Below are 12585 nucleotides of genomic sequence, written 5' to 3' on the forward strand. Positions count from 1 at the left end.
CGACCGTCGTGGCGGTCAGGCGCCGCTCGTCACCTGCTCGCGGACCTCGGCGATCTGCTCGCGGTCCACCCGGGCCGCGCGCAGGCGGGACGCGATGACCGCGCCGAAGGCGATCCCGGCCGCGACGACGGCGATGCCGATGCGCAGCACCTGGTTCGCGTCCTCCGGCACGCTGAGCAGGACGACCGCCGGTGCGATGAGCACCGACACGAGGTTCATGACCTTGATGAGCGGGTTGATCGCGGGGCCCGCGGTGTCCTTGAACGGGTCGCCGACGGTGTCGCCGATGACCGTCGCGGCGTGCGCCTCCGACCCCTTGCCGCCGTACGCGCCGTCCTCGACGATCTTCTTCGCGTTGTCCCAGGCGCCACCGGAGTTGGCGAGGAACACCGCCATGAGCACGCCGGCGCTGATCGCCCCGGCGAGGAAGCCGGCGAGCGGCCCGACGCCGAGGCCGAAGCCGACGGCGATCGGCGCGAACGCCGCGAGGAGGCCGGGGGTCGCGAGCTCGCGCAGCGAGTCGCGGGTGCAGATGTCGACGACCTTGCCGTACTCCGGGCGCTCCTCGTACGTCATGATCCCGGGGTGCTCGCGGAACTGGCGGCGCACCTCGAAGACGATCGCACCGGCCGCGCGCGTCACGGCGTCGATGGCGAGGCCCGAGAAGAGGAAGACCGTCGCCGCACCGAGGATCAGGCCGACGAGCGTGACGGGCGAGATGATCTCGTAGTCGAGCATCGACGTGACGAGACCCGTGCCGACCCCCTCGATGTCCCGCAGCGCGTGGTCGACGGCGTCCGCGTAGGAGCCGAAGAGGGCCGTCGCCGCGAGCACCGCCGTCGTGATGGCGATGCCCTTGGTGATCGCCTTCGTCGTGTTCCCGACGGCGTCGAGGTCGGTGAGGATCTGCGCGGCGTCCGACTCGTCCGCCTCCGAGGCCTCGCCGAGCGACATCTCGTAGATGCCCTGGGCGTTGTCGGAGACGGGCCCGAACGTGTCCATCGCAACGATGACGCCGACCGTCGTGAGCAGGCCGCACCCGGCGAGCGCGACGAGGAACAGCGCGAGCCACACCGAGCCGCCCGCGAGCAGGAAGAGCCCGCAGATCGCGGCCGCGATGACGCCCGCCGTGTAGACGGCGGACTCGAACCCGACGCCGATGCCCGACAGGACGACCGTCGCGGCACCGGTGCGCGAGGTGGCGGCCACGTGGAGGGTGGGCTTCGACGTCGTGCCCGTGAAGTAGCCCGTGATCCACAGGATGATCCCGGCGAGGACCACACCGATGACGACCGCGAGGCTCGCGACGACGCGCGGGTCGGCGGCGATCCCCGAGAGGTCGCCCAGGTCCGCGGTCCCGTCCATCTCGCCGAACGAGGACGGGAGGTAGACGAAGGCGGCGACGGCGGCGAGCACCGCACCGACGAGCGCCGAGAGGTAGAAGCCGCGGTAGATCGCCTTGAGGCCGCTCTCCTCGCCCCGCACGCGCGTGATGAACACGCCGAGCACGGCGACGAGCGCGCCCATCGCGGTGACGATCAGCGGGAAGACGAGGCCCTCCTCGCCCATCGCGGCCTTGCCGAGGATCAGCGCCGCGACGAGCGTCACCGCGTAGGACTCGAACAGGTCGGCGGCCATGCCCGCGCAGTCGCCGACGTTGTCGCCGACGTTGTCCGCGATCGTCGCGGCGTTGCGCGGGTCATCCTCGGGTATGCCCTGCTCGACCTTGCCGACGAGGTCGGCACCCACGTCCGCCGCCTTCGTGAAGATGCCGCCGCCCACGCGCATGAACATCGCGAGCAGCGCCGCCCCGAAGCCGAAGCCCTCCAGCACAGCGGGCGCGTCCCCTCGGTACAGCAGGACGACCCCCGCCGCACCGAGCAGACCTAAACCCACGACCGACATCCCCACCGCGCCGCCGGTGCGGAACGCGATGCGCGCACCCTCCGACCGGCCGCCCGGCCGGGTCGCGGCGGCCGCGACGCGGACGTTCGCGCGCACGGCGAGCCACATGCCGAGGTAGCCGATCGCGGCCGAGAAGCCCGCGCCGACGAGGAACGCGATCGAGCGGCCGACGCGCACCCCGCCCTCGCCGGGCAGGAGGAACAGCAGGCCGAAGACGATCACGGCGAACAGGGCGAGCGTGCGGAACTGCCGGTTGAGGTAGGCGGCCGCACCCTCCTGCACCGCCTGCGCGACGTCGCGCATCGCGTCGTTGCCCTCCCGCGCGGCGAGGACCTGTCTGCGCAGGACGACGGCGAAACCGAGGGCGACGAGCGCGATCAGCGCGATCACCCCGACGATGGTGAGACTTTCGGAACCGAGGGTGGGCATCCGTCCTCCTTGACGACTGCGGCCGAGCCGGTCCCCTACCGGCACGATGGGGAGGAGTCTACGCACGTGTGTCGTACGTCACGACCACTCGTGCAGCCCGTCACAAGCGCGCCCCTCACCTGGGCCGCGCCCCGGCACCCCGCGCCGCGTCAGTCCGCGAGGCGGAACGCGAGCTCGTGGTCCCACTCGGCCATGTCGGGCTCGTCGGCCGGGTCGGTGAGGTAGGACTCGACGCGCGCGCCCCAGGACCGCTGCTCGTCGTCGGCGTCCCAGACCAGCCCCTGCGCCGCGGCCCAGGCGAGAAGCTCACCGGTCGCGCGTTCCAGGTCGTCGGGATGCCCGTGGTGCTGGACGACGACGTAGCGTCCGGCCGGCAGGACGCCGCCGTGCGGTCGGGACGCCGAGTCCTGGTCGGCGGACATGGCGTCGGTGCCGAGGTCGGGGATCGCGTCGAGCGACTCGACCGGGACGCCCGCCTCGACCACGAGCTCGCGCTCCATGTCGATCTCCCGGTAGCGGAGGAAGGGCGCGCCTGCCGGGGTCACGCCGCGCTCGCCGAGCCAGGTGAAGAGCTCGGGAAGGCGGTCCGCCACCTCAGAGATGGTCGTCATGGTCACGGTCCGGGTCACGCCCACGTAGGGCTGCGCGGCGCGGTCCTGGATCTGGGGGGTCTGCTGCTGAGCCATGCCGTCCCGACCGGGCTCGTGCCCCGGACTCATCGCTCAGGTCGTGCGGACCAGCCGCGCGACCTCGTCCGGCCGGGTCAGGGGGAACAGGTGACCCTGCTTCGCGACCCCGACCCGAGGCAGGTCCAGCCGCTCGGCGAGCTCGCGCTGCTCGCGCAGGAACCGGGCGCTCGCACGCGTCCCGGTGACGAGCAGCGGGCGGGCGGACGCGGGCAGGCGCCGCCCGTCGTCGAGCAGCCCGCGCACACGGGGCGCCTGCGCCCAGCTCGCCGCCCACTGGTCCGCGATCTCGAGCCACCCGGGGCGGCCGCCGTAACGTTCGGCCGCGACGTCGCGGGCGAGAAGGTCGGGCCGGCGCGCGACGGCGCGGACGGCGACCCGGCGCAGCGCCGGTCCGCTCGGTGCGAGGACGTCGGCGACGGCGCCGACGACCGCTCGTCCGGCGCGTGTCACACCCGTCCCCGGGTGCAGGGCGGGGCGATGCCGCTCGAACGGGCTGGAGGGGTCCAGGAGGACGAGGCGCCGCACCTCGCCGGGGTGGAGCAGCGCCCACTCGAGCGCGGCGAGACCGCCCGCGGAGTGCCCGACGAGCGCGACGTCGTCGGACCCGTCGACACCGAGCGCGGAACGGAGCGCGTCCGCCGGGTCGGTGACCGGTGTGCGCCACGCGTCGAGGACGCGGACGTCGCCGTCCGGACCGATCGCCCGGGCGAGTGGGGCGTAGTCCTCCGCCGTCAGGGCGAGCCCCGGCAGCACGACCCAGATCATCGCGCTCTCCTCTCGCTGCCCGGCGACGCCGTCACGACGGTACGCGGTCGACCTGGACGCTTCCCGGACGTCGGCCGAGGAGGGACCGTGCGGCCCGGTGCGAGACTGGCACCATGCCCGCACCGACCGCTGCCGCGCACGAGCACGCCCTCGACCTCATGTCCTTCGTCCAGGCCTCGCCGTCGTCGTTCCACGCGGCGCACGAGGTCGCACGCCGCCTCGTCGCCGCGGGCTTCACCCAGCTCACGGAGTCGGACGCGTGGCCGTCGCACGCGCCGGCGACCGGTCCCCACCGCGAGCCGGAGCGCGTGCACGAGGCGGGCGGGCGGTACGTCGTCGTGCGCGACGGCGCGGTGATCGCCTGGGTCGTGCCACGGGGCGCGACCGCGACGATGCCGTTCGCGATCCTCGGCGCCCACACGGACTCGCCGGGGTTCAAGCTCAAGCCGCGGCCGAGCCTCGTGCGCGAGGGCTGGTGGCAGGCCGGCGTCGAGATCTACGGCGGGCCGCTGCTCAACTCGTGGCTCGACCGCGAGCTCGAGCTCGCCGGGCGGGTCGTGGTGGGTGACGGCACGCGACCGGGCGACGTGCACCTCGTGCGCACCGGTCCGCTGCTGCGCATCCCGCAGCTCGCGATCCACCTGGACCGCCAGGTGAACGAGGGCCTCGCCCTCGACAAGCAGCAGCACACCCAGCCGGTCTGGGGGTTGTCGTCGACGGCGGGGGCCGCCGGCTCCGACCGAGCCGGGACGCACGACGGACCGGCGGAGGCCGACGTCCTCGCCGAGCTCGCGCACCACGCGGGGGTCCGCGCGAGCGAGGTCACGGGCTACGACGTCGTCGTCGCCGACACCCAGGAGCCGCGGGTCTTCGGGGCGCGCGACGCGTTCCTCGCGTCGGGGCGGCTCGACAACCTGATCTCCGTCCACGCCGGGCTCACGGCGCTGCTCGAGGTCGCCGACGGGTTCGGCGGGGACGACGCGGCGACCACGATCCCCGTGCTCGCCGCGTTCGACCACGAGGAGATCGGGTCGGAGTCCCGCTCGGGGGCGTCGGGACCGTTCCTCGCCGACGTGCTCGCGCGGATCGACGCGATGCAGGGCGTGACCACGGAGGAGCGTCACCGCCGGCTCGCCGGGTCGCTGTGCGTGTCGAGCGACGTCGGGCACTCGGTGCACCCCAACTACCCCGAGCGCCACGACCCCGCGAACCGCCCGCTCGCGGGCGGCGGCCCGATCCTCAAGATCAACGCCAACCAGCGGTACACGACCGACGCGCTCGGCGCCGCGGCGTGGGCGCGCGCGTGCGCGGCGGCGGGGGTGCCGAGCCAGGAGTTCGTGTCGCGCAACACGGTCCCGTGCGGCTCGACGATCGGGCCGCTCACCGCGACGCGCCTCGGTATCCGGACCGTCGACGTCGGCGTGCCGATCCTCTCGATGCACTCCGCGCGCGAGCTCACGGCCGTCGTCGACCCGTGGTACCTCGCGCGGGCCGTCGTCGAGGTGTTCCGCGGCTGACCCGCTCCGCTCGGTCCCTCACCCCGCGCAGCATCTTCTGCGTCATGAGGAAGCTCACGGGTTGCACGGCCTCGACGACGGCTCGCCCCGGCCGGCTCGTGGGACGGTAGCGCTCGCGCACGAGGAGCCGCGTGCGCGCGCCGCCCCCGTCTCCCGGCGGGAGTGCGCGGAGGACGAACGCCCACGAGAACGCGAACGGCATCACGTCGGGCTCAGCCGGACCCGGTACGCCGAGCAGCACGAGGTGGTCCTCCGGCTCGAGCAGCGCGACACGCAGGGCGGCCTGCGCTGCGAGACGGACGTCGTCGCCGACGGCGAGCGACTGCCACCGCTCCCCGATCGTTCCCGCGCTGCGGATGCCGAGGCCGGCGAGGTTCTCCAGCAGGTCATAGGAGTAGAAGCCGCCGCGCCCCTGGCCGAGCTGCACGAGCCACGGCCAGACGTCGCCCGGCGGGGCGTCGATCGTCACGCCGCGCGTCGCGACGACGCGCGCGTGCGGCACGAGGTCGTCGCCGGGCAGTCGCGCGGCGTGCTCGTCGTCGCGCGTGCCCCACGTCTGCGTCAGGCGACGCGTGAGCAGCAGCACGCCGACGCCCGCCGCCACGGCTCCGAGCACCCCGCGTCCCGTCCTCGCCATACCTCGATGGTCCACCCCCGAGCCCGGCCCGCGCGAGGGCCGCAGGTCCCGACCTCAGGGTGGGCGCGGGGTGGAAGACTCGTGGGCGTGCACCACGCTCCCGCCCCGCCGACGAACGCGCTGCTCCGCGTGCTCCTCGCGGGCGGCCGCCGCGCGGACCGGCTGACGCACGTGCGGGAGCTGCCGGCGCGCGACGGCGTGCACGGCGACTGGCCCGCGTGGTCGGACGCCGCGCTCGTGGCCGGGTACCGCGCGCTGGGCGTGCAGCGGCCGTGGGTGCACCAGACCGTCGCCGCCGACGCCGCGTGGTCGGGCCGGCACGTCGCGCTCGCGACGTCGACGGGGTCGGGCAAGTCCCTCGCGTTCTGGCTCCCGGCGCTGACGTCGGTCCGGGCCGACGTCGCGGCCCGCACGCTCGACCCCGGACGCATCGAGTCCGTCGCGCGCCGCGGGTCCGTGCTGTACCTCTCGCCGACCAAGGCTCTGGCGGCCGACCAGCTCGCCGGCCTCCAGCGCCTCCTCGACGCGGTCGGGACCCAGGACGTGCGGGTCTCGACGTGCGACGGCGACACGTCGCCCGACGAGCGGCGGTGGGTGCGCGAGCACGCGGACGTCGTGCTCACCAACCCGGACTTCCTGCACTTCGCGCTGCTGCCGAACCACCGCCGCTGGTCGCGGCTCCTGCGCGACCTGCGCTACGTCGTCGTGGACGAGGGCCACGCCTACCGCGGCGTCTTCGGCGCGCACGTGTCGCTCGTGCTGCGGCGGCTGCGTCGTCTCGCCGCGCACTACGCCCGCGAGGGGGACCCCGCGCCGACGTTCGTCGTGGCCTCGGCGACGACGGCGGACCCCGCGGTGAGCGCGGCACGGCTCGTCGGGGTGGAGCCGGCGGACGTCGTGACGGTCGCGGGCGACACGTCACCGTCCGGGCACCGGACGTTCGCGCTCTGGGAGCCGCCCGTCGTGGCCGGCTTCGGCGCGGCGGCGGGGTCGCAGCAACCGGAGGAGCACGTCGACGACCCGGCAGTGCCCACGGTGCCGACCGAGGTCCAGGAGGCCCCCGAGCACCCGCGGCGCAGTGCGACGTCGGAGGCGGCGGACCTGCTCGCCGACCTCGTCCTCGCCGGCGCGCGCACGCTCGCGTTCACGCGCTCGCGCCGGGGCGCCGAGGCGGTCGCGACGCAGACCCAGGACTACCTGCGCCCCGTCGACGCCGACCTCGCGCGCCGCGTCGCCGCGTACCGGGGCGGGTACCTGCCCGAGGAGCGCCGCGAGCTCGAGGAGGCGGTGCGCTCCGGCGCGGTCCGGGCGCTGGCCACGACGAACGCCCTCGAGCTCGGCGTCGACATCTCCGGCCTCGACGCGGTGCTCGTGGCGGGCTGGCCGGGCACGCGGATGTCCGTCTGGCAGCAGGCCGGCCGCGCGGGACGTGCGGGCGCGGACGGGCTCGTGGCGTTCGTCGCGCGCGAGGACCCGCTCGACACGTACCTCGTGCACCACCCCGAGGCGATCTTCGACGCCCCGCTCGAGGCGACGGTCTTCGACCCCGCCAACCCGTACGTCCTCGCACCGCACCTGTGCGCCGCGGCCGCGGAGGTCCCCCTCCGCTCGGAGGACCTCGCCGCGTTCGGCGACCCGGCCGCCGTGACCGACCTGCTCGGCGTGCTCGTCGCGCGGGGAGCGCTGCGGCGTCGTGCGTCGGGCTGGTACTGGACGCACGCGCAGCCCGCCGCGGGGATGACGGACCTGCGCGGCTCCGGCGGCTCTCCCGTCCGCGTGGCCGAGGCGCGCACGGGCCGCCTCCTCGGGACGGTGGACGCCGCGTCGGCCGACGGGACCGTGCACGACGGCGCGGTGTACGTCCACCAGGGCGCCACCTACGTGGTCGAGCACCTCGACCTGACCGACGGCGTCGCGCTCGTGCGACGCACCGACGTCGACTTCGGCACCTGGTCCCGTTCCGTCACCTCGATCACGATCGCCGACGACCCGGGGCCCGGTGACGCGGCCGCCGGGCGCGAGGTCGTCGAGCGGCGCTGGGGGCCCGTCGGCTGGGGGTACGGGCCCGTCGACGTGAGCTCGCAGGTCGTGAGCTTCCAGCGCCGCCGTCTGCCCGACCTGCAGATCCTGGGGTCCGAGCCCCTCGACCTGCCCGAGCACACGCTGCCGACCATGGCCGTGTGGTGGACGGTGCCCGAGTCGGTGCTCGAGGAGGCCGGGGTCGACGCGGACACCGCGCCCGGCGCGCTGCACGCCGCCGAGCACGCGTCGATCGGGCTGCTCCCCCTCCTCGCGACGTGCGACCGCTGGGACCTCGGCGGTGTGTCCACGGCGCTGCACGTCGACACCGAGCAGGCGACGGTGTTCGTCTACGACGCCTACCCGGGCGGCGCGGGCTTCGCCGAGCGCGGGTTCGAGCTGGGCGCGACCTGGCTGCGCGCGACGCGCGACGCGATCGTGCGGTGCCCGTGCCACGACGGGTGCCCCGCGTGCGTCCAGTCGCCCAAGTGCGGGTCGTACAACGCGCCGCTGGACAAGGACGCCGCCGTGCGGCTGCTCGACGCCGTGCTCGCGTACTCTCCCGACTGACCGGGCCGTGGCGTGACCACCGCCCGACCACGACGGCGCCCTGCGCCTGAGTGGGCACGCGGCGCCGACGTCCGCCGAGGACGTGTCTGCCCATTGTCGGGCGCGCGACGGGGCGGCGTGATGCACGTGGGCAGCTGCCGTGTTCGTCTGCGCCAGGGCGGTGGGTGAAACACTGGGCCATGTCTTCCGCCAGGCCCAGCGTGCTCTTCGTGACCGATCTGTCGTACGAAGCGCGAGGGCGCCGGTACGGCGATGAGGACCTCTACCTGTCCTCTCGATTGCGCGAGACCTTCGACGTGGCCCTCTGTCACCCCGTGGACGCCCGGGCGCTGATGGACCGGTTCGATGTCGTGCTCGTCCGCAACAGCGGTCCGGTCATCTACTACCCGCAGCAGTACCAGGCGTTCCGCGAGCATGCCCTGGCGACCGGAGCACGGGTCTTCAACGACCTGACGGGGAAAGCCGACATGGCAGGCAAGCAGTACCTCGTGGACCTGTCTCAGGCCGGATACCCGGTGATCCCCACCGTGGATGGCATCGAGGGCTTGGACCGGCTCCCGGACTGCGAGTCCTACGTGGTCAAACCCAAGTTCGGCGCCGATTCGGTGGGCCTGAGGATCCTGGACCCGACGCAGGTCCGAGGTATCGACGATGACGACGTGCTGATCCAGCCGCACGTGGAGATCGACTATGAAGTCTCGTTCTACTTCATCGACCGAACCTTCGAGTACGCGTTGTACGCACCCGATTCCGCGCAACGGTGGCGCCTGAGGGCGTATGAGCCGACCGAGACCGACCTGAGTTTCGCCCGGCGCTTCGTCGACTGGAACGGGATCGCTCACGGCATCCAGCGCGTCGACGCGTGCCGCACTTCCGAAGGGACGTTGTTGCTGGTCGAGCTGGAAGACCTCAACCCTTACCTGTCGCTGGACAGCATCAGCGACGAACGCCGTCGGACCTTCGTGCGGCACCTCACCGGCGCGCTGTCGGAACTTGCCTCCACCGACCCCGGCGCGGTCGGTGATGACGCCGTCGACCTGCCGACCCGGTAACCAGGATGCCCTTCCTCGGGACCTTGGATCAGCGCTCCGAGGTGCGGATGCCCATTGCGGCGCAGCGGTTCGCCAGTAACCCGGTCGATGTGGGAGAGCCGGTTGGTCCGGCAGCGCGCCGCTGCACAGGTCCAGCCGCGATCTACAGCGACTTGCGCGAGCCACAACCGGTCGCGGGGCGTCAAGACAACGTCAGCGTGGGACACGAAGGCCTCCGGTCAGTGAAGCGGTGAACGAGACAGCTCCACTTCGCATCCGGAGGCCTTCGTCTGTCAGGCAGACTCACCGATGCCGGGCGGCGGTACGACCTCCCTGGGCATCACACCTGGTCGTCGAGCGACTGCTGCGCCGTCCACTCCCAGAGGCTGAGGCCCTCCGGCGTGGTCGGAGCGTTGCGTGCCTGGTAGATCCACGACCAGTGCCCGGGGTAGGTCACCCCGTCCCACGTCACGTCGTCGTACAGCGACAGGATCGAGCCGGGCAGCTGCTCGTGCGCCCACACGCTGGTCTCGGCGTACGGGACGGTGGGGTCGTTGCGCGCGTGGACGAACCACGTCGGCGTGCCCTCGAGCGCGGCGATCTCGGCTGCGTCGATGCGGTAGGTGCCGCCCGTGTAGTACGCCGGCGCCGAGACGGCGAGGGACGCGAAGTCGTCCGGGTAGGCAGCCACCAGGCGGGTCGCCATGTACCCGCCGGCCGAGGCGCCGGCGACGTGGATGCGGTCCGTGTCGACCTTGTACCGGCCGGCGATCTCGTCGACCAGGGCGCGCAGCCGCTCCTGGTAGCCCGCGGAGTCCGCGTTGTACCAGGTGTCCGGGACCTGCGGCACGAGCACGTACGCGCCGCCGAGGATCTTCTGCGCCTCCGGCGTCGCGAAGCCGAGCGCGCCGCGGTTGGCGCGCAGCGGCGGCTCGTTGTCGTAGTAGCCGCCCAGCCCGCCCTCACCGTTGCCGTGCAGCCAGACGACGAGGGCACGGTCACCGCCGCCGCGCCGGTCCGGCGTGAACAGGCGGTAGTTGAGGCCGGTGCCCGAGACCCCCGCGCGGAACGCGTCGACCTCCGGGTCGACGAGGTCGCCCTGGACGAAGCCCCGGATCGTCACGTCGCGGCCGTTGCGCAGCTCGAGCGGGGCGTTCTGCACCATCGTGTAGGTCAGGTCGAGCAGCACGTTGCGCCCACCCACGGGCTGGTAGGTGAGCGTGTCCGCGCCGGGCGTGCCGAACCCGGACGCGAGCTCCAGGTGGATGTCGCCCGAGCGGGTCAGCTCCACCCCCGTGAGGGTCCGCTCGACGTCGAACACCTGCTGCGGCCGGCCGCCGCGGTCGACGTCGTCCGGGTAGGCGCCGACGGCCCGCACGGTGAACGTGCCGGTGCTCAGCGACGCCGGGTCGATCGTGCGCAGCCGGTGCGCGTCGATCGTGATGCCCGTGACCTGCTCCCCGGAGTCGAGCACCTCGGCGTCGAGCGTGAACGTGGTCTCGGCGACGCGGCCCGGCGGGTCGTCGCGGGGAGCGGCGACGCCCGGGGCGGCGACGGCGGTGAGGGCGAGCGACGCGACGGCGGCCGCCGCGATGCGCCAGCGGTGCGGCAGGACGTGCATGGTGCCTCCAGATCATCGTTGACCACGCCCGGCTCCGGGCGCGAGGACCTTCCGAACGCTACCGACTTCACCCGGGCTCGCCCGGGGGCAGGGCGTCACGAGGTCGGACGCGTCCGCCTGACGAAGCCCTGCGGCAGCGCCGACCTCGTGCTCACCCTGCCCGGGCCGTCGCCGGTCCGGCCCGCGCGGCCCCTGCCGCCTCGCCGAGCGTGACGCCGAGCACCGAGACCGTCGGCCCGGACACGACGTCGACGCGGACGGCGCCCGCGCCCGTCTCGGTGCACGCGACGACCCGCACGCCGTTGCGGCTCGCCGTCTCGCGGGCGCGTCCGCACGGCTCCCATCCATCGCGCAGCGCCGCGGCGGCAGCGAGCGCGGCGAGGTCGGCACCGGCCTGAGCCCGACCCCGCGCGGCCTGTGCCTGCGCGAGCCCTCCGAGCCCGACGAGCACGACGAGCAGGGCGGCGACGATCCCGAGCACGAGCACCGTGCCCGCCCCGTGCTCGCCGTCCGACGACCGCTCCGCGGCCGACCCGACGCCCGGGAGGCCCGGCCCGCGTCCTCCTCGCCGCCCGGTCACGGCTCGCCACCCGGCCACGACTCGCCGCCCGGTCACGGCTCGCCGCTTGGCCACGGCTCGCCGGTTGGTCACGACTCGCCGCCCGGTCATGGCTCGACGCGCGCCACGGCGTGCCCGCTCGCGCGCAGCGGCGCCGCCGAGAGCCAGCCCCCGACGACCGGGCAGCTCACGGTGACCTCGACCCACGGCTCGCCGCGCACGACGGTCACCTGCGCGCCGTCGCCCGCGACGTGCTGAGCCGTGGAGCGCACGGTCGCGTCGTCCTCCCCGATCGCCGCTGCCCGCGCTCCCGCCCTCGCCGCGTCCGCGGAGCGCATCTGGGCGCCCGCGGCCGCGGCGAGGGTGAGCACGGCGACGAGGACGAGCACGACCGCCGGCAACGCGACCGCGAGCTCTGCGGTGACGGCACCTCGCTCGCGCGCTGCAGGGCCGGGACCCCACGGTCCGCGGAGGGTCGCGACCGACCGCCGTGACCGCTCTCGTCGCACGATCAGCCCAGCGAGAGCGCGCTACGGACGATGCCGAGCAGCAGCTCACGCACCTCGCCGCTCCGGAGCACGACGATCAGCAGCCCGGCGAACCCCGCCGCGGCGACCGTCGCGATCGCGTACTCCGCGGTCGCGAGGCCCGCCTCCCGGTCGTGCGCGCCGTCGGCTCCGGTGAGCCGCGCAAGCACGCGGCCGGCAGCCTTCTCCGGCCTCCGGGGCCGGCCCTCTCCTGCCGTCTCCTCCGTCGCCGGGGCTCCGCCCCACGTCACCGACCCCTTCGACGCCACGTGTCCCGCCGACCTCTCGGTCCTCGTCCTGGTCATGACCCTCTCCT

11 protein-coding genes and 1 pseudogene are annotated in these 12585 nt (G+C 74.2%); 3 read left to right on the top strand and 9 right to left on the bottom strand.

Going from position 1 to position 12585, the window contains the following annotated elements; all coding sequences use genetic code 11:
- Nucleotides 1–15: 15 nt before the first annotated feature.
- The 3 genes from NFS20_RS14085 to NFS20_RS14095 all read right to left on the bottom strand — a co-directional run bounded on the left by NFS20_RS14085 (nucleotide 16) and on the right by NFS20_RS14095 (nucleotide 3788).
- Nucleotides 16–2334: a sodium-translocating pyrophosphatase gene (locus NFS20_RS14085; protein WP_251152424.1), complete on the bottom strand. Its 2319-nt coding sequence runs from the start codon at nucleotides 2332–2334 to the stop codon at nucleotides 16–18.
- A gap of 149 nt (nucleotides 2335–2483) precedes the next feature.
- A complete protein-coding gene (locus NFS20_RS14090; RefSeq protein WP_251152425.1) occupies nucleotides 2484–3020 on the bottom strand; it encodes a GyrI-like domain-containing protein in 537 nt (178 codons plus the stop codon).
- Nucleotides 3021–3056: 36 nt separating this feature from the next.
- Nucleotides 3057–3788, bottom strand: coding sequence for an alpha/beta fold hydrolase (locus NFS20_RS14095; protein ID WP_251152426.1), 732 nt, complete (start codon nucleotides 3786–3788; stop codon nucleotides 3057–3059).
- 113 nt (nucleotides 3789–3901) lie between these two features.
- Between NFS20_RS14095 and NFS20_RS14100 the strand changes: the two genes are divergently transcribed.
- Nucleotides 3902–5305, top strand: coding sequence for a M18 family aminopeptidase (locus NFS20_RS14100; RefSeq protein WP_251152427.1), 1404 nt, complete (start codon nucleotides 3902–3904; stop codon nucleotides 5303–5305).
- Here NFS20_RS14100 and NFS20_RS14105 read toward each other — a convergent pair.
- On the bottom strand, nucleotides 5244–5942 hold the full coding sequence (locus NFS20_RS14105; protein ID WP_251152428.1) for an SRPBCC family protein: 699 nt from the start codon (nucleotides 5940–5942) through the stop codon (nucleotides 5244–5246). The genes NFS20_RS14100 and NFS20_RS14105 overlap by 62 nt on opposite strands.
- A gap of 87 nt (nucleotides 5943–6029) precedes the next feature.
- Here NFS20_RS14105 and NFS20_RS14110 point away from each other — a divergent pair, with 87 nt between their 5' ends.
- On the top strand, nucleotides 6030–8531 hold the full coding sequence (locus NFS20_RS14110; protein ID WP_251152429.1) for a DEAD/DEAH box helicase: 2502 nt from the start codon (nucleotides 6030–6032) through the stop codon (nucleotides 8529–8531).
- A gap of 209 nt (nucleotides 8532–8740) precedes the next feature.
- Nucleotides 8741–9583 carry an ATP-grasp domain-containing protein gene (locus NFS20_RS14115; protein WP_251152430.1) on the top strand — a complete coding sequence of 281 codons (843 nt, stop codon included), beginning with the start codon at nucleotides 8741–8743 and terminating at the stop codon, nucleotides 9581–9583.
- A 26-nt stretch (nucleotides 9584–9609) separates the two neighbouring features.
- Here the strand turns inward: NFS20_RS14115 and NFS20_RS14120 are convergent.
- From NFS20_RS14120 to NFS20_RS14140, 5 genes and pseudogenes are all read right to left on the bottom strand, one after another.
- Nucleotides 9610–9789, bottom strand: a pseudogene (locus tag NFS20_RS14120) (IS481 family transposase); the annotation flags it as partial.
- Nucleotides 9790–9902: 113 nt separating this feature from the next.
- The gene (locus NFS20_RS14125) at nucleotides 9903–11183 is read right to left on the bottom strand and encodes a prolyl oligopeptidase family serine peptidase (RefSeq protein ID WP_251152431.1); all 1281 of its coding nucleotides are present in this window, start codon (nucleotides 11181–11183) and stop codon (nucleotides 9903–9905) included.
- A gap of 151 nt (nucleotides 11184–11334) precedes the next feature.
- Entirely contained in the window at nucleotides 11335–11763 is a 429-nt protein-coding gene (locus tag NFS20_RS14130; RefSeq protein WP_251152432.1) for an Rv3654c family TadE-like protein, read from the bottom strand.
- Between the two features lie 86 nt (nucleotides 11764–11849).
- Nucleotides 11850–12131 (bottom strand): TadE family type IV pilus minor pilin, encoded by a 282-nt coding sequence (locus tag NFS20_RS14135; protein WP_251152433.1) that lies wholly within the window; start codon nucleotides 12129–12131, stop codon nucleotides 11850–11852.
- 122 nt (nucleotides 12132–12253) lie between these two features.
- Nucleotides 12254–12574 (bottom strand): DUF4244 domain-containing protein, encoded by a 321-nt coding sequence (locus NFS20_RS14140; protein ID WP_251152434.1) that lies wholly within the window; start codon nucleotides 12572–12574, stop codon nucleotides 12254–12256.
- Nucleotides 12575–12585 lie beyond the last annotated feature (11 nt).

Source organism: Cellulosimicrobium sp. Marseille-Q4280, assembly GCF_943181405.1.
In the GTDB taxonomy this organism is placed as follows: domain Bacteria; phylum Actinomycetota; class Actinomycetes; order Actinomycetales; family Cellulomonadaceae; genus Cellulosimicrobium.

Coding starts and splice junctions, on each gene's coding strand:
- NFS20_RS14090 (WP_251152425.1), bottom strand. CDS start 3,020: ATGGCTCAGCAGCAGACCCCCCAGATCCAGGACCGCGCCGCGCAGCCC.
- NFS20_RS14085 (WP_251152424.1), bottom strand. CDS start 2,334: ATGCCCACCCTCGGTTCCGAAAGTCTCACCATCGTCGGGGTGATCGCG.
- NFS20_RS14140 (WP_251152434.1), bottom strand. CDS start 12,574: ATGACCAGGACGAGGACCGAGAGGTCGGCGGGACACGTGGCGTCGAAG.
- NFS20_RS14100 (WP_251152427.1), top strand. CDS start 3,902: ATGCCCGCACCGACCGCTGCCGCGCACGAGCACGCCCTCGACCTCATG.
- NFS20_RS14105 (WP_251152428.1), bottom strand. CDS start 5,942: ATGGCGAGGACGGGACGCGGGGTGCTCGGAGCCGTGGCGGCGGGCGTC.
- NFS20_RS14125 (WP_251152431.1), bottom strand. CDS start 11,183: ATGCACGTCCTGCCGCACCGCTGGCGCATCGCGGCGGCCGCCGTCGCG.
- NFS20_RS14095 (WP_251152426.1), bottom strand. CDS start 3,788: ATGATCTGGGTCGTGCTGCCGGGGCTCGCCCTGACGGCGGAGGACTAC.